Raw genomic sequence first — 18,716 nt, 5'->3', positions numbered from 1 at the left:
AGTCTTGAATAAGAGTTCCCTTTTTTATAGATAAAATCCTATTTACCTTTATTATTGGAATAGAGCCTGCTCAGGGTTTCCCGGCTTACACCAAGATACTCAGCAATATATTTTTTAGGGATCTTCTGCATCATATGCGGGTAAAGCTGACCAAATTCTTCATATCGCTGTTGAGGAGAGCTGGAGAGCAAGGAAATAATCCTTCGTTGCTGGGCAGTATAACCTTTGGTAAGCTTTACCCTGAAAAAATGCTCCATTTTATGAAGATCAGAAGATAGCTTTTCCCTGCCGTAAAGGGTCAGGCACAAGATCTCTGCATCCTCCATACAGGTAATGTGCAGACTTGCCTTTTTCTCATTAAAATAAGCCTGATAGTCAGCCATCCACCAGTTTTCTCCTGCAAATTGTACAATATATTCTTTCCCCTCATGGTCAAGGTAAAACATTCTGAAAATGCCAGACAGAATCAGATATTCAAAATTAACCTGCTCTCCCTCCTGGATTAAATATTGATGTTTTTTGATCCTTTTTAGCGTGAAGAATGTTTTAACGTGTTCAAATTCTTCATCACTAACAGGGGTAATTTCTTCAATGTGTTTTCGTAGTCTATCCATCAATAGTGAACCAATTCATTGTAATACATTATGACTATCATTTCAAATAGCGCGCTCATTTCCACCATTGGCGTTTCTCTTCAGCTATGGCGGCCTTGCTGGCAGGGCGAAAATCATTTGGAATAGCATTTACAAAGCTTTGCCAGCCGTATTTTTCATATTGGGATGGAACAGTGATACCCGAAACATCACTAAATTCAGAACCTGTAAGCCCAAAATCCCCATATTGAAGCCTTTGTGCAGCCTTGCTCCCACGCGCAGTCCAATTGCCGGTAAATTGGTTGTTCTCATAACCATCTATTCCAAAGTCGAGCGTATCATATAAAAGCTGATTTTGGACATTGATGCAAAAACCTGTTGTCAGTTCTCCATTTATAATACCACCCCCTGGGGCCTGTCCAGCTTCACTGATCACCACATGGCAAACCAACAGCCCTCTCTTATAGCCCTTGTAGGTTTCAGGTGCATATTCACTCCCGTCCTTGTAAATGCCGGCATGCATTACAGTGATGGTTCCGGTAAATGAACGCACCTGATTACCTACCCTGGTTTTACCTTGTACGGTATAAAGGTAAGGATTAGCCGGATCTTTTGTGACCTTTGTATAGTGAATGTAAAACCGCTGATGGTTTTTTCCCAGTATACCATAAGGTTCAGGGAATGGTTCATTTTGCTTAAGGCTAATTAGCCTAAGTTGATCAGCGCGCCACAATGCGGCCAGGTTATAAGCCTTAATATTATTTAAAAAATTAGTGGTGCCGGCAGGCTGTGCCTGTGCAGTCTTATTCAATAGTAACGTGATACTACATATGAATATCAGGGTACAAATCGGGTTTATATTAGCCTTCTTCATTTGTTTACTATTTATCTTTGTAAATGTTGAACTTTTCAAATGATATCTTGCCGAAATCCTTGACTGTCATAACTTTGGTCTTTACCTCTTCGTGCGTGATAGCATGAAAACGTTCCCCTCCGTCTTTATATAAAAACCAGGTCTTTTCTGCAGGCGAATATTTAAAAGTTATGATACGGGTCCAGCGCCAACCGCTGCCGCCGTAGTGCTCTACCGAAAAATACCCGTTCTTGATGGTTACCCCGGTAAAAGGATCGCCCATCTGTCCGCCACAATCAACACAATAAACGGCATTGTCGCTTCGGGAAGCAAGCTTATAAGTATGGTCAGGTTTTCCGGTAAGTACAAGCAAAGGCCGTTTTTCGGGATGACTAATCACATCGGATGTTTTCTCTTCACCCTTTTTATAAAGTATCATTATAGCGTCGGGATAGAGATCCCGGTTCAAGTCACCTTTAGTCAGATCAAGCACTTCATAGTCTTTTGGAATAAAGCCCTTTAGATTAAGCGGAACAGGCGCTGCCAATTTTGCTGGCTGTGCCATACTTTGCATACTAAATCCGGCAATTAATACAACAATAGAATATAATCGCATGATATGGGGTAAATGGGTGAGGTAATTATTCTAATATTAAACAGTTAAAAGGGGAAAAGTTTTTCTAAAATTTGTAATAGCCTCAAATGCTCCTGTCTATATGGGCAGCAAGCTCAGAATTAATAAAAAGAAGGAACGATATTTACATCTGAATTGCTTTGATGTACTTTATAAGCAGGGTTTTTCCTCCTTGGCATTTTTTTAACGAATACGTGCAACATATTGTGCTCTGCGGTGTCTTTTTGTAAACAATCATAAGCATCATGAGAAAATTCATTTATCTGCTATTGTTGCTGCCATTTAGTGTCTGTGGCCAGGATCCAATTAAAAAGATCACAAAGATCTTTAAAGATGACCAGGTAAAACCTACCGTTTTATTACTGGGTGTATTCCATTTTGCGGGAGAACAGGTAGATGTGAATACTACACCAGCAGATCTGCGCATCAATATGCTTTCACCAGAAAGGCAACAGCAGTTAAAGCACCTTGTGGATGATTTGGCCGGATTCGCTCCTACAAAAATTGTGTTTGAGGCCCAGCCTAAATATCAGGCAAAGTACGATTCATTATATCAGGCTTATGTTAACGGTAAACTTGTGGCAAGCCCTGCATTTATAGCAAGTGAAACTGTTCAGATAGGTTTTCGTTTAGCAAAGCAACTCGGACTTAAAACTTTATATCCTGTAGATGCGCAAGCCTTTCGCTTCCAGTTAAGCCCTGCAGATTCGGTACTTACCTTTGAAAAATATAAGGCCCAAACCGATACTTCATTTGCTTACTGGGAAAAGCGTTACGATGAAGAGACCGCTTACGACGATACATTGGCCTATCGTTCAACCACCCGGCAATATCTTAGATTTCTAAATGCTCCGGAAGTACAGGCAAGAACAAATGGCAGATGGTTAATTACAACTAAACGCGGCAGCAATACTGAACCAATAGGTTCCGATGGATTTATAACCCGTTATTTTAACCGGAATGTGCGCATCTACTCAAATATCCAACGGGTAGTAAACCGTAAAGATGAGCGGATCCTGGTCATTTATGGCGCAACACATATGTATTTCCTTAAAACACTATTTGCAGCAAGCCCGGAATTTAAGCTCGAAGACGTAATGAAGTACCTCGAGCCATGAAATAAATTAAAACTGGCAAAAATAGTGTATCTTAATAACCGATACTTCTAACCAGTTAATGCTTTAATGAAATACCTCTTCACTATAATAGTAGCCGTTATCGGCATATTATTGCCAAAAAATAATAGTGCCCAATCTCCCGGCCCAGACTTTAACCGACCCTGGAATTCCAGTTGGATCGCTGCGGCAAATGACAATGGTAAAGATTATGGTATTTATTATTTTCGTAAAAGCATAACCCTGGCAAGTAAGCCATCTGCATTTATAATCCACGTATCGGCAGATAACCGCTATAAGCTGTTTGTCAATGGCACGTTGATTTCGCTTGGGCCAGCCCGGGGTGATACCTTTTATTGGAACTATGAAACGGTTAATTTGGCACCCTATCTTACTACGGGAAAAAATACAATCTCTGCACTTGTTTTTAACGAGGCAGAATACCGGCCAGAAGCACAGATCTCCGTACGTACGGCCTTCATAATACAGGGAAACTCTGCCTATGAAGAAATACTAAATACCAGCAATACCTGGAAGTGCATCCGCGATGCCGGACATCAGCCCGTTCCAGGCTATTTTTTTGCGGCCAGCAAAGGCGAAATGGTAGATATGAAGCAAACAGTTAAAGGCGATTGGACAGCTGCAGATTATGATGATAGTACCTGGCCGGAAGCAACTAAAGTGTCCGACGGTAGACTTAAAGGCATGGCCTGGGGTATTGACTGGGGGTTGGTTCCATCGACTTTGCCGCAAATGGAAATGACCCGCCAGCGTATCACTAAATTACGCAGTGCCATTGGCATAAATATTCCGGCGACGCTCTCAACGGGCTCAACATTTCCGGAAAGGAAAACGCCAATAACCATACCCGCCAACACTGCCGTTACCTTGCTGCTCGATCAAACTTTTGAAACAAACGCCTATATAACGTTAAATTTCAGCCGGGGCAAAGATGCCGGAATCTCGTTAGGTTATGCCGAAACACTTTACGAAAGAGGAAGTAACGGTACCCGCAAGGGCAACCGCAATGAAGTAGAAGGTAAAGAATTTATAGGGCGAAAAGATAGCCTGATCGCTGATGGCAGTAATGGGCAATCATTCACCACATTAAACTTTCGCACGTATCGGTACATCAGGCTATTTGTACAAACTAAAAATGAACCCCTCGTAATCGATGATCTTTACGGCACCTTCACCGGATATCCGTTTAAGAAGGCTGCAGTATTTAATACAGACAATAATGAAATAAAGCAGATCCTGGATATTGGCTGGCGCACAGCGCGGCTTAACGCCTGGGAAACGTACACAGACTGTCCATATTATGAGCAGCTGCAATACATTGGAGATACCCGTGTCCAGGCAATGATATCCTATTACAATACCAGCGACGATCGGCTGGCGCGTAACGCGATCAACCTGATAGACCACTCGCGGCTGGCCGAAGGCATCACCAAAAGTTGTTACCCTACCAGGGGTACGCAGATCATCTCCCCATTCTCCTTGTGGTATATCGGTATGCTGCATGATTACTGGATGTATCGTAATGATAGTGGCTTTATTAAAGATAAATTGGTCGGAGCAAGGGCTGTGCTGGATTTTTTCAGTAAATACCAGCAGGACGATGGCTCGGTAAAAGACACACCGTACTGGGCATTTGTAGACTGGGCAGGTAATATGGGTGGCGGACCAAAAGGTTCGGACGGCTGCGCTGCTATCTACGACCTGCAATTGCTTTGGGCTTATCAGTGGGCCGCAGAAATGGAAGCTCACATCGGGTTAAAAGATCTGGCCAGGATATATAATCAAAAAGCCACACAGTTAAAAGCAACGATACAGCGTAAATATTGGGATCCGGTTAAAAAAATGTATGCCGATACCAAAGAAAAAAACGGGTATTCACAGCATGTCAATTCACTGGCCATCCTAACAGGAATGGTGAGTGCCGCAGAAATGCCGGCCGTAGTTAAAGGACTGCTTAATGATAAAAGCTTAACCCAGTGTACGGTTTACTTTAAATATTATCTAAACCAGGCACTGGTCAAAGCAGGCTTGGGCAATGATTATATGAGCTGGTTAGGGATCTGGCGTGAAAATATAGCATTGGGTCTAACAACCTGGGCTGAAGATTCGAGCCTGCAAACCGTACGTTCAGAATGCCATGCCTGGGGAGCCAGTCCCAATATTGAGTTTTTTAGAACGGTGCTAGGAATTGACAGTTATGCACAGGGCTTTAGCAAAATAAAGATAGAACCACATTTGGGTACTATTACAGATGTAAGCGGAGAAATTCCTCATCCCAATGGAAAAGTTTTTGTAAAATATCTTTTGGAAGGTAGTAAGTGGAAAATCAATATTATGCTGCCACTAAAAACACCGGGGGTATTTATATGGAAAACCAAAACATATGTGCTTAAACCAGGGCCCAATACGTTTGCGATTTAAAGATTCCAGCCATCATTCGCTAAATTCTCTCATCAGTAAGATGATTCCATTTCTCTTGTAGCGTTTTGGAAACTCGTTTCGTTTATATTCCAGTAAGTTGTTTTCAATAAAAAAATTCAGCCTGCTATTTCAGATAATTAAAACAATAGACTATGAAATGGTTTCTCAAAATGATGTGCCCGGTTGTTGCTTTGATATTGCTGCAATCCTGTGAAAAAGAAGTTGCAAATAATGAAGAGATCATAGACCATTTCACTTATGGTGCCAAATTCAATTGGCGGGAAGATGCGATAAAGACCGGTAATGGAGACTGGAAGAAAATAACAAATGGTCATGTGTTTTCATGGTTAGCCCAAGGCAGCAGTTTACAAAGAAGTAACTTTGCTGTCTATTCTAACAGAGCTAATATCAATGCTGATTTTCTATATACCATTCAAAAAGATTCAGTATTTGCGCTAATATTGGTGTCAGATACCGTTTATTTTCTTAATGCTGATCATAACCGCAGAACAGACCTGGAAGGCAATTTAACGTTCTCTCCAGACAGTTCATTAATCCTGAAAAATACAGCAATATCTCCTGCCATTTCAGTAAAATATAAATTGGAAAAATAAAGCTCCGATAGTTACCGGAGCCTTTATTTTATCCCATCCGATAGAAAAATTCATCAGCGATGATCTTACCATCTTTGACCTCATACACACAAATCTCGCTCATCGCCATTCTGCCATGTTCTTTATAAGTAGCATCGAAATCCATGGCAATACTAAAGTGATTGTCGGCAATGATGGGATCTGAAATAGAGGAACTATGTATTTCTTCCAGACTCTCTTCCCAGCGAATGGTTTTCTCTTTAACGGCTTCTTTACCTTTGGTCAGCTCCATATCTGAACCTTTTGGTTCTTTGCTGGTTACATCATCTGCATATAATTCATCAACAGCTTCTTTGTTCTTGCCCTCGCGGCAAAGCTGAACCAATCTTTCGGCAACTTCTTTTGTGTTCATAGGATAATAATTTAGTTAGAATAAGTTATTAAAAATCTACGGATTAAATATTTTGTAAGTTTTCGTGGTTTGGATACTTTTCCTATTTTTATCTGCCTGATCAATGAATGCAGCCATGTAGCATGTTATTTTATCCTTTATGTATTCAATAGATCATTAATAAAACAAATCAAAAAATGGTAACATTAAAGCAGATTGAAGAGGCGCACAGTGAAGTGAAATCAGGAGCAGGATTTCCAGCCTACATCAAACAAATCAAAGAATTAGGAGTAAAATATTATGAAGTTTTTGTTGAAGACGGACGTACCGAATTTCTTACAAAAGACGGTGATAAAATAACTGCCCCCTCAAAATATGACAGATTGATCATTACAGATAAATACCATGGTGAACAGTTTAAAGAAGATCTAAAAGCTCATCAGCAAGGAAAGACAGATTATTTTGCCTTTTGCAGCAGCAGCGCAAAATTGGGAATCGAAAAATGGGTAGTCGATACAAAAGACATGAACTGTACCTATTACAGCAAAACCGGAGACATAGTTTTAGTAGAAAATATACCACAATAAGGAGTAAAATCACTATATTTAGTCGGTAAGCATCAGAAATACCACCCATTCTAACCAATATCTATTTAAACAATGATCGAAACGCTAGACAACTCAGTAATTTGGTTCTGCATAGGATTTATATTCTTTGTACTGGAGTTCATGATGCCTGGATTCATTCTTTTCTTTTTCGGAATAGGGGCATGGGTTGTAGCTATTGTTTCCTTTTTTACCGATATCACCATCAATACACAAATCATCATATTTATCTCAAGCTCACTATTCACAGTAGTTCTTTTAAGAAGCTGGATTAAACGTAAGCTGGGCAAAGCAGATGTAAATTCAAAACAACTTGAAGATGAATTCATCGGGAAGATTGCTAAAGCCGAAACATCCATAATCCCTGGCTCTGGCGGTAAAGTTGAATTTAAAGGAACAAGCTGGGATGCCAGTTCAAATGACATCATCTCGGCCGGAGAAAATGTGATGATCACAGAAACTAAAAGTATTTTATTAATTGTTAGATCTCTTAAAACCTTATGACCCCTTCCACTTACATCTTAATCATTTTAGCCGTATTCATTTTAATCGCTTTCTTTTCAACGTTTAAAATTGTACCACAACGATCCGTATTTATTGTAGAACGCCTGGGCAAATATAGCCGGTCGCTTGAAGCGGGGTTCCACATCCTGATTCCATTTATAGATAAGATCGCCTATAAACAAAACCTGAAAGAACAGGCCATTGATGTCGCATCGCAGATTTGTATCACCAAGGATAACATTGCCGTCGAGGTAGATGGTATCTTATACCTGCAAGTAATGGATCCGCAAAAAGCTTCCTATGGCATAGACAACTACCGCTTTGCTGTAATTCAGATTTCTCAGACAACCATGAGAAGCGTAATCGGTAAAATGGAGCTCGATAAAACATTTGAGGAAAGAGAAACGGTAAACGCAACCATTGTAGATGCGGTTGATAAGGCAAGTGAGCCATGGGGCATTAAGGTGTCACGATATGAAGTGAAAAATATATCGCCACCTCAAAGCATCAGGGATGCAATGGAAAAGCAAATGCGTGCTGAACGTGAAAAAAGAGCACTGATTGCAGAATCAGAAGGAGATAAACAAGCGAAGATCAATCGCGCTGAAGGAGATAAACAGGAAATGATCGCAAGATCAGAAGGAGAAAAGATGCGTAAGATCAATGAAGCGAGCGGTACTGCATCAGAAATCGAAATGGTTGCCATAGCAACAGCCAAGGGTATTTTAGAGATTGCAAAATCAATCAATCAGGAAGGTGGTATGAATGCAGTAAACCTGCGGATCGCTGAACAATATCTTACAGAATTTGGGAAGCTGGCAAAGGTAAACAATACGATGATTGTGCCGGCCGATCTATCAAACATTGCAGGAGTAATCTCCAGTGTTACATCGGTGTTGAGCACAACTAACCCTTCCGGAACAGTTCCTGCAAATCCATTATTAAGGAAGCCCTAATTTTTGCAGCGAGTATCTTCATGGTATAATTGTCACAAATACACCCCTGATTTGTCGTAACCAACGCCTTTAAGTAAGTGAATTAGTTGTGATCTTTATTAACATGTATTACAGGTTGAATCATCAACGAGTAACTAAACAAAATGAAGATCATCAATAACAAACAATTAATTTAAAGACATGGCAACAATGAGAAATCCCATTGGATGGACAGAAATTTATGTAGAAGATATGGCAAGGGCTCAAAAATTCTACGAAAGTGTATTGAGTATACAAATGGAAGCCGCACCAATGCCTGAAGGCATGGAAGCTGAAGTGGGCAGTGATGAATATTTCGAAATGGTATTTTTCCCGGGTGATATGGATGCCCCGGGTATTAATGGATCATTGGTTAAATCAACAATGTTCAAACCAGGGCCAGGAGGCACACTCAATTACTTTACCTGCGAAGATTGCGCAGTTGAGATCTCCAAAGTTGAAGCAGCCGGAGGAAAGGTCGTTGCCGAAAAAATGTCAATTGGCCAGTATGGGTTCTGTGGAATCTGTCTGGATACAGAAGGCAACCAGATCGGTTTCCATTCCCTGAAATAACCCTCCTGTTTTATATACTATAATGATTGAATGGCTCCGGCAACCGCCGGAGCCATTTTAAAAAATGTTCTCAGGGTCTACTTATTTTAACCCAATATTTTGCGCATTAAAAAGCGCATTCCCCTCCTTATAGTGCTCTTCTATATCGTATAGCTGTCAAGAATAAAAGGTTCCGATGGCGTGAATTATAGTAATCAAAAGGAAATCACGGTACTCGGTGCTTTGTATGAGGATTATGAAAAATCAGTACAGGATTATACTCTGAATTTAGCAGAACCAATAACAACGAGGTATGTAAAGGTTAAAGCAAAAAACCTGCGTCAACCCTCCCTGGCGTTATTGTACAAATAAGAAAGCCTGGCTGTTCTTAGATGAAATGATGGTTAATTAAGCAGATTTAGCAAACCTGAATTTTAACCATATCATTTTTTTAACACATGTTTGTCTAGAAAGTATTCTGTCATTGGCCATAACATTTTATTATTATCAAGTGGATGCCTTCCGCCACTAGTATAAAACTCCGGCTTACCATTTATCTTAGCACGCCAAACTTTGTTTACGGAATTTATAGTAAGCGTATCTGGGCGTGTAATTCTTTTTAGATGTGCTACCTTGAAAGTATCCAGTGCAACGATCTCAGTATTGTTAATTCGGGTATTACAAGGTATTGGCTGATATTGATTCCCAGTCCAGTACATGCATTGGTTGGTGTGTTTGATTGATAGTAAGTAACCACCATAGAATATAATGACAATGGTTATAATTAATAAGGTAGCTTTTCTAATTTTTGGATTTAATAGAATCCACTTCCATGATCTTTTATTTTTTTCGACAAGTTTAAAATCAATTACCCAAGCTAAAAGATTAATGTTTTTATCATTTGTAACGGTTGTGTCTCCTCTTAGAAAACTAACGAGGGGGTCTAAATTTATCAACGTCAAAATTTCTAATGATTTGACTATAGTTACGGTCGTTATCTGCTGGCCCGAAAAAAGACCTCAATTTAGGATCGTCTTCCAACGGCGAGTATCTTTCCTTAAAAACATTTTCGCATTCAGTCCGTAATTTGGCTGGAGTTAAGTTGGCTAATTGAGGAAGTATTCCCTTTTCAAGTTTATTTTTATAATCAAGAATTACCTGATTAATATATTCGTCAGACATCGAAACAATTAATAAATGTGAATAAAATTACTTGCCACTCTCCAATTCAAATAGCGAATCTGAATTCTATACGATATATAAATTAATCTTCCCAACCACATAAAGTTTTTTTACTGCGTTTGGCTTTGTCTAATGTTGTCTGTATAATCTTGTGTTGGCAGTTACTCAATCCGCGACACTTTGAGTTATAGTGATATCTCTTAGCATTGGAGCTATTACAAATATAGACTTTGGTTGAATTAGCATATTTGTCGCCGAGAAAAAAAAGAAGTCCCAACAATAAAAAGGTTCTTAAAAACATATTTTAAAAAGTATTTTTTACGATAAAGTATATCAATGTCAAGTATTTTCTATTATCCTGGACTAATATATTTTTGAATAATTGGATCTAGATTAGCGGGGAGGTCGGCCGAGAATGGTTTCATTATAGGACTTTTTACTTTCATTTCTTTAAGCCAATTGTTCCAGTATTCACCGATCACATCAGCTTCAAATGGGTTTCCTTCAGCGGGATTCAGGCTTAAAATAACAACCTCAAGGTTATCTAAGTTGTCATTTGCGTTAATGAATCCATATCCTTTTTTTCGTATCAAATCTCTATATTTAGGTGTATTAAGCTTTAAAGATTTTACTAATTCAGGTGTAAGATAAGAACTCTTATTTCCTATCATAAACTTAGAATTTTTGTGAAACATATATCCATCAGTCAAGATGAAAAGAATATTTCTATGATTGGGCTTAATACAATAATCCTTTACTTTATTCTTGAAAAACCCCCATATATCGGATCCAATGTATTTTTTATCTTTAATGGCAAGATTGTAGATCTTATTAGAAGCTGCAATGTATTGAGGAGATATTTTTTGAATGGCTTTTTTAGTCGTGTTGTCTTTGGTGAAGGATAGTTTTAAATTTTTTGCTAAATCATTGATCTTTGGATTTAAAGGAGCAGGCTCGAAATATATTTGAATATGATCGTCGTCTTGTATAATGGGCTTTGATCTTAAATGCTTTTCAAATCCTTTACTGATTGATTCTATATATCCTAAATCTCTTCTATATATTTCCATAGCAGGATTTGCATTTTTTATGGGATCGATTCTATCCGAAAGATCTATCAAAATGCTGATATTTAAATCTGCATTTTTACTATTATTTCTGATTTTTATAGCTTCTTTTATGTTCTCTTTTTCATCCATGCATCCAGTAACAAGAAGAAGGGCTACAGACGAAATTAAAACGCTTAATTTTGTTTTCATAGGTTAGGATATTTTGGAGTAAACAACATTTTGAAAATTAGGATCAATTAAATTAAGTCTTTCAAGATGGTCATTTGCAACTCCTTCACAATCTTGCAACATCTTATTTTTAGTTGTTGGTGGAAGCGCGATTTCAGATCCTACAGCCTGAAACCAACCTTCTTTATATTGGTTATGGTATAGCAGATACTGTTTAAGATTCATTATAAATCCATCAATTATCGCTTGCAATTCTGTGCTTTTTCCTATTACTTCAACTGTTTTTTTTCTAAGATTATTGATCTCTTCTATTATTTCATCTTTTGACGCCTCGAGCTGTTTTATTTCCTCAAGCTTAGTTTTAATATACCCTTTGATTTTATCGAAATTCTCGTATTCTTTCATTGTAATATCAAAAACCAACCCCCAGATAATGTATACTACAAAGCCGGCAAAAATGATCATCCAAAATTCCGCTTCCCCTAAAGCTATTTTAAGATTATATGGCAATGAATCCGGAGTCTTGTTAAAGTCATAGATTTTCTTCTCGATTTGGTAAGCTAAAAGACCATCAAATAAGAAAGTAACAATAAATAACGCAATCATTCTAATGACATTTTTAATGCCTTTGCCCTTTTGCACCATATGGATGATATATCCCAACCCTAAAAAGACCGATGGAATAGTAAAAACTAAAACACCTTCTAGCCAGCCAGCCTCTAGCGCATTATTAAAAGCTTGAGCATCAAAAATGGCTGCCGTAAGACTATCGTTGGAAAAGTCTTTAAAAAAAGCGGAATAGGTAGATGAGATATAAAAAACAAACAGATATAATGTGATTGGAATCAAAAGTAAAAGACCTATATAGAATTGCGCTTTAGGTCGTTTTGTAGATTCAACGCCATATTTGCTAGGATTATGGTTTACATCTTCTACTTCATGTCTAATAGAATTAATCTTTTCTGTGATCTGTGCTTTTTTTTCTTCGAAAATAGAAATTGCAGCTTCGGTATTTTTCAGCTCACTCTGTTTCCTGTTTTTCTCATCGATATACGGCTGCTTCAATTTTATTTGTTGAATTTCTTGTTCCCTGCATTGTTGCTCAAAACTTGTATATACATTTTCCAGACAAGCCTTAAAGTTTAAAGGACTACCCATAGCCTTTAGCGCTGCGCCATAACCACTTTGATAATAAGTGATTCTTATTTTCTGTTCATCTTCTTCATCATTTCCCCGGACAATATTCTCAGGCTCAATACTCTTTTTGATGGCGAATAGTTTTTTAATTTCCATAGCGTTTAATTTATTGAGTTTAGAACTTCTTCAAGCTGTTTTTCTTTTTTTGCACAGTCTATTAGATAGTCACATATTTCAAAGACATTTTCATTTAAAAATTCAAATGTTCTACAGTATTTTTTGAGAAGATTATATTCGTCTTCTGTGACTTCTTTGTCGACCCAGATCATTATAGCAAGATCATACAAGTACTCTATTCGTTTCTCAACGGACTGTGGTACTTCCATTTTTTGTATTGGGTTTGTTAAGATATTATTTAAATGCTCTGTATCTACTCCTCTCAGTTCTGCAAATTTGTAAAGTTGCTTCATTTCTAATACATCAAAATTTTCATCAGAGCATGCCATTTGATAAAGTCTCAAAAAATGACTTTGTAATTCAGTGCTAATTGGGGTTTCCATGTTGCTTATGGTTTATAGGAATTAGGTTGCCTCTACAGAAGCCTTTCTTAGTGTATCTATATATGTTGTAAATTCTGATATTGAAGCTTATAATGAACTATTGTTCATTCGTTTCATCTATAACTGATGCATTTGGAGCATTTTCTTTAACAGATTCTATTCCACTGTCACGCCCAGAGCTGGACTCATAAATTTCACTCGTTCCATAATTTGTCCATTGGTAGCTTTTAGATTAAAATAATACTTACCGTTAGAAGATACTTTTTTGTCAAAACGAGCATCTAGTTGAGAATTTTCTTTCACGGAATTTATCCCATTGTTGCAGCTTGTCTTATATACATAGCCTTCACTTGTCAGGATTATCCTACCATTTCCTGCTTCTAAATTGAATTGGTATTCACCATTCTTTCTTTTTGTAATTACAAATTTTCCCATTTTATTAAGTTTAATGTGATTTGATAAATCGTTCTGATATTTCTTTTTCTGGAAGTATTTGGCCATTCTGCAATACCATCATTTTACCCGAACCATCTGAATTCTCGAAAATCTGATATCCACTTCTACAGTTTAGAAATCTATATCTGAGGGCTATTAATCCCTTAAAAAAACCCTCCTCGATTGTTGCCTGATATACATATTGAGAACAAGTTGTTCTGAATATGCATTTTCGTCTTTTGTTTTTGGGGACAACAATCCAGTAAAGTCTAATTCCTAAGAGAAATAGTGTTTTCATAGTTGTATTTTGCTAAAAACAACCATTTGATATGATGCCATGTAACCCGGCTTTCCACCTATTCCAAAACATCCTGGATCTGGTTGGACATAAGTGGATACACTTTCCAATCTGACGTATATCCATCCTTGATTGGTATATCTTGCTATTAATTTTTCCAACTGATCAGCAACAACGCTGGTTGTTTCTTTTTTCTGATCTAGTGTGGCAGTGAATGGTACTACTTTATATTCCATTATCTTATTTTCTTAGAATATTTGTGTTGAACATTTCTATTTATAAAACTATTTAATCCGCTTCCCGATCTTGCCAGAGATTTCATAGTTCCAATATTGCCTACACCTGCGCTAGCGTTGGTATATTCATATATACTGCCTGATGTAAATTCTATAAGAATGTAATCAGAGCCTATCTGATAACCGGAAACTCCAGAGTCTCTATTATTATTTGCATACTTTTCCATGTTTAAAATTTAAGGTTATTTAACATTTCAAATGTATAAAGGCATAAAGTATTTTCCTTACGGGAAACCGTAAAGCAATAAAGCATTGAAGAAAATCTAGTGGGGTGAAGGAGAACTAGTTGTAATTAACAATAAGTTTGGAGAGCAGGGAGAATCGGTTTATTGTAAAGACTATGGAAATCAAATGATTCCGTAGTCTTTACAGTAAGCAACCAGTTGTTCATTCTTAGAAAAATCCAGTGCTTCTTTCATCTGGTTTAGCCGCTTCTCAACGCTGCTTAACCCTGAAGGCCTAATGCTCTTCTCCTGCAAATGGTATGGTATATTCTTTTGAAGTACCCCTTGTGATAATAAGGAAATGATGGTAATATCAAGGGCATCGAATTCGTAGGTATTTTTCTGTTTAACGATTTGTTTTAAATCAGCCGAAAGGTAAGTTCTGTTATTTGAAATGGCTTCAATTGCCGCTTTGAGGGCTATCGCGTCGTGGCGGGCTTTACGTACATAGCCATTAATCCCCAGTTCCTTAAAAAGCATATCAATAGCAGCTGCCTTATTCTCTACTGAAAAGACCAGGATCTTTATATGGGCATGTACTGCTTTAACTGCCTGGATCAACTCAATTCCTCCGTTAATTTTTTGCTTACGGTGATCTTCTTCAAAAGAAAGATCAGTAATGAGTAAGTCAAACGGGTCATCATCATTAAGGCTTTTCGTAATTAGCATCAATGCATCATCACAATAGTAAGTATATTTTGTGCAGGTTATTCCAAGTTCTTCTATTGTTTTCCGGACTGAAATACTCATCATCTCCTGGTCTTCGGCAATTAATACTTTTTTGAACATCATTTATCATTTAAGAAATGGGGAAGGATATTTTAATTTTTAATCCTTTTTCCGCTGTGTTGTCAAAGGTAATTGCTCCGTGAATGGCTTCTATACGGTTTCCCGTATTCGTCAGTCCATTCTTAAATCCAGTGCCTTCGGATATGCCAATGCCGTTATCGGTATAATAAATGATCACCTGATCTTGCTGATCCTCAAACCGTATCACAACATTATTGGCCCCACTGTGCTTTTTCATATTTACCATGAGTTCCTGAATAATGTGCTCAACCTCAGACTTAGCCTTAGAATTTACTTTTTTCCATAACTTAGGGGTATTTCCTGCAATGCGTATTTTGGTCGTCTCTGTAGCAAAAGAGGCAAGTAGATCTGATATTTTTTTCTGAAAGTCCTGATCGGGAAGTTCCGGCTTTTCATAAGAGATGTCGCGGGATTTTTCGTAGAGGTCTTCGATCCTGTCCAGCATATGGTCTTTGTTAATTTCCTGTTGGTTTTCGAATTCTGTCATTACCCGGTACAGCCCGTTCGCCACTACGTCATGTACCCGCTTTGAAGTCTTCAGCTGACTTTCACGAATGGCATTTTTTGCCTCGAGTTCAAGCCGCTGTTTTCTTTTCTTATACCAAAGAAAACCAACAACTATAACCAACACGATACCGAAGATCAGGATAATAATTTGGTATCTTTTGCCAGCGTTGTCTTTCTGAAGCACCAGGTTCTCTGCTTTGTTCTTTTCGGTCTCATAGCGTATGAGCGCAAATTGATTCTTTGCCGCATTTCGAGAGGTTTGTAAACTATCGTCCAGGTTCTGATAAATCTCAAAATATTGTTTTGTTTCCCTGGCCGGACTAAGTTTTACAAGTTTTTGGAGGGATTCAAGCTGATCATCCGGGCTCTTTATTTTTTTTGCAACCCAATACATTTTATGGGCATAAAATAAAGCAGTGTCTGGCTGTGTTTGGGTATAATAATCTGCAAGATGGGAATAGCTGGCATTTTGTCCCCATAAATCATGCTCCTCTTCACGAATGCTCAAGGCCTTTAAAAGCTCAGCCTTTGCACGATAATTAGGGTTTTGCTGCCATTTTGTAAATGCAAAATTAGACAGTGCCCTTGCAAATTCGGTACTATCGGTTTTTTGCGCTAAAATGCTTTGAAAAATAGATAACGAATTCTTATAGTCCCCAATTCTTCGGTAAGCATTGGCAATACTGTTTTTAGTAACCAATAGGGATGCACTATCCTGAGCATATTTTAAGGACTGGTTATAAAAGACAATAGCTTGCGAATAGTTTTTTAATTCGGAAGATGCTACCCCTAACTCATGGAAATTAGATCCCAGGTAGATAAAGTGTTCTTTTTTATTTTTGTCGAAATAGCGAAGGGCTTCCAGTAAGATCTCCTGACTACCAAAATAATCACCTTTATCTGTTGAAATAATGCCCATGTTTACCAAACATTTCCCAGCACTAAAACCGTCTTTGTTCTGCAAAAACAGTTCCTTTGCTTTGTTGAAGTAGAAGAAGGCACTATCAGGGATCTTCTTTTCACGATACTCAAATGCCTTGTCATAAAATGGATTCTCAGCTTCTTTTTCTTTTACTGCTTTATTCCTGGAACAGGAAAAGAGAAACACCCAGACAAAAACTAAGAGATAGAAATATTTCAAGGTTATTTGGTTTTCTTACTAAAGTAAGAAATAATAATGATTTCTTTTTATTTGATCTTTTTTCCAAAGAAATGGAAATAGGAAAGAAATAAGGCGACCTGGGCCGCCTTATTTTCATTATGGTTTTGGAGGTGGAAGGTGTCCGTTTTCTCCGCCCGTATCACCGCCAGGATTTCCTTTTGGGTCGTCACCACTACCGGGATCATCATTGGTAGTTACGGTGCTGTTGTTATTATGATTGCAGTTTGTGTTTGCCGGACTTGTAAGCCCCAATAAAATGGCAATGATTAATGGTAAAAACATGATCAAAAATTTAAGAATGAAATACTGTGCAGGTCCACCCGAATCCTATCGGGTGGATTGCCGCAATGCAAATCAGAAGGCCTTCTGAAATTTTTGGGAAGTGTGAGAATCCATCGCGGGAGCAAGTAGCTGCTTCCCAACCCGGCTGCTAACTACCGCGCTTTCATCTCTTTATGAAATCTGTTTTGTACATTTAACTTTGATAGCTAACCAAAGCCTTAACCGATTTCTTATGCAAACATATGGGGTTGTAAGTGGTTATCTGTCAACGGATTCCGAAGATTCTGGTAATTCTGTTTGAATTCCGAAAATTCCTTTGAAATTCCGAAAATTCCGTTCATTATAACCGTTCAATGGATTTGAAAAAGTTTGAAGATTATAAAAGAGAAGTAATTCTTGCTTATGAAAAGATGAAAAATGAGGGTACGCTGCCTCCTAAATTGCAGCGTCCTACACAAGCCAGATTAAAGGAGGAATGTTTAGACGTTTTTAATGAAAGGTATTCGGATAAGGATCGCAATACATTCAAAGCGATCTTTGGGGAAAGAAATAGTGGGGCAGAATACAGGCAGGGGGTTAAGGCGTCTGATGCCGATAAATTCAAAGCCCTGGACAACTTTTTGAAAGGAAAAGTAGAGAATATAAAGGAAAAGACCATTGAACTCCTGGCCTGGATGACCAACTTTGAGCCCAGGCCCCATATACCAGTAAATTTTTATGATCCCGTTGGTCTGAAGTCGTTAACTATTGGTTCAAAAGAAAGCGACAAAAATCCAGATTTTCCAGAGATTGAACCAAGTGTGGAAGGAGTAAGTGAGATTCAAATTTTAAATCAATCGATAAATGATGAAGCCCCAAAAGAAATAGAAAATGTAACTTTTGTAGAAGTACCATCCCCGGTTCAAAGCCTTAGTATCAATGAACAGGTAAATGTTCCAAAAAAATTCAATAAAGCCATTCTCGCATTTACCGCAGTAGTGATTGTTTTAATTGGCTCGTATATTTTTTACAGAAAAGGCGACCGGCAATGTATGTATTGGGACGGAAAACATTACCAGCCCATTGCCTGTGATCAAAAGGTTTATCGTGCTTCTGTTATTCCTTTGGATACTTTTAGATTGTCCCATTTAGAAAAAATCACGAATAAGGCTTTGATCACCGAAAGTGAAATAGGTAAAGCTTACTACGCAAAAGTGGGTGGCAAAATTGAGTTTTATACCATGGGAGGTGATCACCCTACTGAGAGCCGCAAAAGATTAATGCCGGTTACAAAGTATATCTATGAAAAATATATCGTCCATAACAGTAAATGATCATCGCTAAATAGAA

Annotated in this window: 23 protein-coding genes and 1 pseudogene; 8 read left to right on the top strand and 16 right to left on the bottom strand. The window is 38.0% G+C overall.

The window, feature by feature from the left end; all coding sequences use genetic code 11:
- Positions 1 to 38 precede the first annotated feature (38 nt).
- From ATK78_RS07945 to ATK78_RS07935, 3 genes are read right to left on the bottom strand one after another with little or no spacing between them, the layout of a single operon-like run.
- Positions 39 to 614 carry a Crp/Fnr family transcriptional regulator gene (locus ATK78_RS07945; RefSeq protein ID WP_133575558.1) on the bottom strand — a complete coding sequence of 192 codons (576 nt, stop codon included), beginning with the start codon at positions 612 to 614 and terminating at the stop codon, positions 39 to 41.
- Between the two features lie 55 nt (positions 615 to 669).
- A complete protein-coding gene (locus ATK78_RS07940) occupies positions 670 to 1,467 on the bottom strand; it encodes a hypothetical protein (RefSeq protein WP_133575557.1) in 798 nt (265 codons plus the stop codon).
- A gap of 7 nt (positions 1,468 to 1,474) precedes the next feature.
- Complete coding sequence (locus ATK78_RS07935) at positions 1,475 to 2,062, bottom strand: hypothetical protein (RefSeq protein ID WP_133575556.1); 588 nt, start codon at positions 2,060 to 2,062, stop codon at positions 1,475 to 1,477.
- A 263-nt stretch (positions 2,063 to 2,325) separates the two neighbouring features.
- Between ATK78_RS07935 and ATK78_RS07930 the strand changes: the two genes are divergently transcribed.
- The 3 genes from ATK78_RS07930 (at position 2,326) to ATK78_RS07920 (ending at position 6,251) form a co-directional block, all read left to right on the top strand.
- Complete coding sequence (locus ATK78_RS07930) at positions 2,326 to 3,198, top strand: DUF5694 domain-containing protein (RefSeq protein ID WP_133575555.1); 873 nt, start codon at positions 2,326 to 2,328, stop codon at positions 3,196 to 3,198.
- Between the two features lie 66 nt (positions 3,199 to 3,264).
- Positions 3,265 to 5,637: an alpha-L-rhamnosidase-related protein gene (locus tag ATK78_RS07925; RefSeq protein ID WP_133575554.1), complete on the top strand. Its 2,373-nt coding sequence runs from the start codon at positions 3,265 to 3,267 to the stop codon at positions 5,635 to 5,637.
- A gap of 152 nt (positions 5,638 to 5,789) precedes the next feature.
- Positions 5,790 to 6,251 carry a hypothetical protein gene (locus tag ATK78_RS07920; protein WP_133575553.1) on the top strand — a complete coding sequence of 154 codons (462 nt, stop codon included), beginning with the start codon at positions 5,790 to 5,792 and terminating at the stop codon, positions 6,249 to 6,251.
- Positions 6,252 to 6,279: 28 nt separating this feature from the next.
- On the opposite strand, the gene ATK78_RS07915 is transcribed toward ATK78_RS07920, so the two are convergent.
- Positions 6,280 to 6,642, bottom strand: coding sequence for a nuclear transport factor 2 family protein (locus ATK78_RS07915; protein ID WP_133575552.1), 363 nt, complete (start codon positions 6,640 to 6,642; stop codon positions 6,280 to 6,282).
- Between the two features lie 176 nt (positions 6,643 to 6,818).
- On the opposite strand from ATK78_RS07915, the gene ATK78_RS07910 reads away from it, so the two are divergent.
- The 4 genes from ATK78_RS07910 to ATK78_RS07895 all read left to right on the top strand — a co-directional run bounded on the left by ATK78_RS07910 (position 6,819) and on the right by ATK78_RS07895 (position 9,277).
- Entirely contained in the window at positions 6,819 to 7,208 is a 390-nt protein-coding gene (locus tag ATK78_RS07910) for a DUF1398 domain-containing protein (protein WP_133575551.1), read from the top strand.
- A 72-nt stretch (positions 7,209 to 7,280) separates the two neighbouring features.
- Positions 7,281 to 7,730 carry an NfeD family protein gene (locus tag ATK78_RS07905; RefSeq protein ID WP_133575550.1) on the top strand — a complete coding sequence of 150 codons (450 nt, stop codon included), beginning with the start codon at positions 7,281 to 7,283 and terminating at the stop codon, positions 7,728 to 7,730.
- The gene (locus ATK78_RS07900) at positions 7,727 to 8,686 is read left to right on the top strand and encodes an SPFH domain-containing protein (RefSeq protein WP_133575549.1); all 960 of its coding nucleotides are present in this window, start codon (positions 7,727 to 7,729) and stop codon (positions 8,684 to 8,686) included. The genes ATK78_RS07905 and ATK78_RS07900 overlap by 4 nt, the downstream gene beginning before the upstream one ends.
- A gap of 180 nt (positions 8,687 to 8,866) precedes the next feature.
- Positions 8,867 to 9,277 (top strand): VOC family protein, encoded by a 411-nt coding sequence (locus tag ATK78_RS07895; RefSeq protein WP_208112328.1) that lies wholly within the window; start codon positions 8,867 to 8,869, stop codon positions 9,275 to 9,277.
- A gap of 422 nt (positions 9,278 to 9,699) precedes the next feature.
- Here the strand turns inward: ATK78_RS07895 and ATK78_RS07890 are convergent, their stop codons facing one another.
- The 12 genes and pseudogenes from ATK78_RS07890 to ATK78_RS07835 form a co-directional block, all read right to left on the bottom strand.
- The gene (locus ATK78_RS07890) at positions 9,700 to 10,212 is read right to left on the bottom strand and encodes a hypothetical protein (protein WP_133575548.1); all 513 of its coding nucleotides are present in this window, start codon (positions 10,210 to 10,212) and stop codon (positions 9,700 to 9,702) included.
- 579 nt (positions 10,213 to 10,791) lie between these two features.
- On the bottom strand, positions 10,792 to 11,697 hold the full coding sequence (locus ATK78_RS07880; RefSeq protein ID WP_133575547.1) for a hypothetical protein: 906 nt from the start codon (positions 11,695 to 11,697) through the stop codon (positions 10,792 to 10,794).
- Between the two features lie 3 nt (positions 11,698 to 11,700).
- Entirely contained in the window at positions 11,701 to 12,969 is a 1,269-nt protein-coding gene (locus tag ATK78_RS07875) for an ABC transporter permease (RefSeq protein ID WP_133575546.1), read from the bottom strand.
- A gap of 5 nt (positions 12,970 to 12,974) precedes the next feature.
- Complete coding sequence (locus ATK78_RS07870; RefSeq protein WP_133575545.1) at positions 12,975 to 13,373, bottom strand: hypothetical protein; 399 nt, start codon at positions 13,371 to 13,373, stop codon at positions 12,975 to 12,977.
- 97 nt (positions 13,374 to 13,470) lie between these two features.
- A pseudogene (locus ATK78_RS22995) lies at positions 13,471 to 13,568 on the bottom strand (DUF1508 domain-containing protein); the annotation flags it as partial.
- Positions 13,530 to 13,808, bottom strand: a complete 279-nt coding sequence (locus ATK78_RS07865) for a YegP family protein (protein ID WP_243732478.1) — start codon at positions 13,806 to 13,808, stop codon at positions 13,530 to 13,532. The pseudogene ATK78_RS22995 and the gene ATK78_RS07865, both read right to left, overlap by 39 nt.
- A gap of 10 nt (positions 13,809 to 13,818) precedes the next feature.
- Positions 13,819 to 14,106, bottom strand: a complete 288-nt coding sequence (yidD, locus tag ATK78_RS23105; protein WP_133575544.1) for a membrane protein insertion efficiency factor YidD — start codon at positions 14,104 to 14,106, stop codon at positions 13,819 to 13,821.
- Positions 14,103 to 14,342, bottom strand: coding sequence for a hypothetical protein (locus tag ATK78_RS07855; protein ID WP_133575543.1), 240 nt, complete (start codon positions 14,340 to 14,342; stop codon positions 14,103 to 14,105). The genes yidD and ATK78_RS07855 overlap by 4 nt, the downstream gene beginning before the upstream one ends.
- On the bottom strand, positions 14,342 to 14,569 hold the full coding sequence (locus tag ATK78_RS07850; protein ID WP_133575542.1) for a hypothetical protein: 228 nt from the start codon (positions 14,567 to 14,569) through the stop codon (positions 14,342 to 14,344). The genes ATK78_RS07855 and ATK78_RS07850 overlap by 1 nt, the downstream gene beginning before the upstream one ends.
- Positions 14,570 to 14,749: 180 nt before the next feature.
- Positions 14,750 to 15,418, bottom strand: coding sequence for a response regulator (locus ATK78_RS07845; RefSeq protein WP_243732477.1), 669 nt, complete (start codon positions 15,416 to 15,418; stop codon positions 14,750 to 14,752).
- A 7-nt stretch (positions 15,419 to 15,425) separates the two neighbouring features.
- Entirely contained in the window at positions 15,426 to 17,084 is a 1,659-nt protein-coding gene (locus ATK78_RS07840) for a tetratricopeptide repeat-containing sensor histidine kinase (protein ID WP_243732476.1), read from the bottom strand.
- A 117-nt stretch (positions 17,085 to 17,201) separates the two neighbouring features.
- Complete coding sequence (locus ATK78_RS07835) at positions 17,202 to 17,387, bottom strand: hypothetical protein (RefSeq protein WP_133575541.1); 186 nt, start codon at positions 17,385 to 17,387, stop codon at positions 17,202 to 17,204.
- Positions 17,388 to 17,740: 353 nt separating this feature from the next.
- On the opposite strand from ATK78_RS07835, the gene ATK78_RS07830 reads away from it, so the two are divergent.
- On the top strand, positions 17,741 to 18,700 hold the full coding sequence (locus ATK78_RS07830) for a hypothetical protein (protein WP_133575540.1): 960 nt from the start codon (positions 17,741 to 17,743) through the stop codon (positions 18,698 to 18,700).
- The last annotated feature ends 16 nt before the right edge of the window (positions 18,701 to 18,716 follow it).

Source organism: Pedobacter metabolipauper (assembly GCF_004362715.1).
In the GTDB taxonomy this organism is placed as follows: Bacteria; Bacteroidota; Bacteroidia; order Sphingobacteriales; family Sphingobacteriaceae; genus Pedobacter; species Pedobacter metabolipauper.
This window is presented reverse-complemented; position numbering and strand designations above follow the sequence as displayed.

Excerpts from the sequence above, each read along its gene's own strand:
- ATK78_RS07930 (WP_133575555.1), top strand. The coding sequence starts at position 2,326 with ATGAGAAAATTCATTTATCTGCTATTGTTGCTGCCATTTAGTGTCTGT.
- ATK78_RS07935 (WP_133575556.1), bottom strand. The coding sequence starts at position 2,062 with ATGCGATTATATTCTATTGTTGTATTAATTGCCGGATTTAGTATGCAA.
- ATK78_RS07915 (WP_133575552.1), bottom strand. The coding sequence starts at position 6,642 with ATGAACACAAAAGAAGTTGCCGAAAGATTGGTTCAGCTTTGCCGCGAG.
- ATK78_RS07910 (WP_133575551.1), top strand. The coding sequence starts at position 6,819 with ATGGTAACATTAAAGCAGATTGAAGAGGCGCACAGTGAAGTGAAATCA.
- ATK78_RS07945 (WP_133575558.1), bottom strand. The coding sequence starts at position 614 with ATGGATAGACTACGAAAACACATTGAAGAAATTACCCCTGTTAGTGAT.
- ATK78_RS07940 (WP_133575557.1), bottom strand. The coding sequence starts at position 1,467 with ATGAAGAAGGCTAATATAAACCCGATTTGTACCCTGATATTCATATGT.
- ATK78_RS07925 (WP_133575554.1), top strand. The coding sequence starts at position 3,265 with ATGAAATACCTCTTCACTATAATAGTAGCCGTTATCGGCATATTATTG.
- ATK78_RS07895 (WP_208112328.1), top strand. The coding sequence starts at position 8,867 with ATGGCAACAATGAGAAATCCCATTGGATGGACAGAAATTTATGTAGAA.
- ATK78_RS07905 (WP_133575550.1), top strand. The coding sequence starts at position 7,281 with ATGATCGAAACGCTAGACAACTCAGTAATTTGGTTCTGCATAGGATTT.
- ATK78_RS07875 (WP_133575546.1), bottom strand. The coding sequence starts at position 12,969 with ATGGAAATTAAAAAACTATTCGCCATCAAAAAGAGTATTGAGCCTGAG.
- ATK78_RS07870 (WP_133575545.1), bottom strand. The coding sequence starts at position 13,373 with ATGGAAACCCCAATTAGCACTGAATTACAAAGTCATTTTTTGAGACTT.
- ATK78_RS07920 (WP_133575553.1), top strand. The coding sequence starts at position 5,790 with ATGAAATGGTTTCTCAAAATGATGTGCCCGGTTGTTGCTTTGATATTG.
- ATK78_RS07835 (WP_133575541.1), bottom strand. The coding sequence starts at position 17,387 with ATGTTTTTACCATTAATCATTGCCATTTTATTGGGGCTTACAAGTCCG.
- ATK78_RS07845 (WP_243732477.1), bottom strand. The coding sequence starts at position 15,418 with ATGATGTTCAAAAAAGTATTAATTGCCGAAGACCAGGAGATGATGAGT.
- ATK78_RS07830 (WP_133575540.1), top strand. The coding sequence starts at position 17,741 with ATGGATTTGAAAAAGTTTGAAGATTATAAAAGAGAAGTAATTCTTGCT.
- ATK78_RS07865 (WP_243732478.1), bottom strand. The coding sequence starts at position 13,808 with ATGGGAAAATTTGTAATTACAAAAAGAAAGAATGGTGAATACCAATTC.
- yidD (WP_133575544.1), bottom strand. The coding sequence starts at position 14,106 with ATGAAAACACTATTTCTCTTAGGAATTAGACTTTACTGGATTGTTGTC.
- ATK78_RS07855 (WP_133575543.1), bottom strand. The coding sequence starts at position 14,342 with ATGGAATATAAAGTAGTACCATTCACTGCCACACTAGATCAGAAAAAA.
- ATK78_RS07880 (WP_133575547.1), bottom strand. The coding sequence starts at position 11,697 with ATGAAAACAAAATTAAGCGTTTTAATTTCGTCTGTAGCCCTTCTTCTT.
- ATK78_RS07900 (WP_133575549.1), top strand. The coding sequence starts at position 7,727 with ATGACCCCTTCCACTTACATCTTAATCATTTTAGCCGTATTCATTTTA.
- ATK78_RS07850 (WP_133575542.1), bottom strand. The coding sequence starts at position 14,569 with ATGGAAAAGTATGCAAATAATAATAGAGACTCTGGAGTTTCCGGTTAT.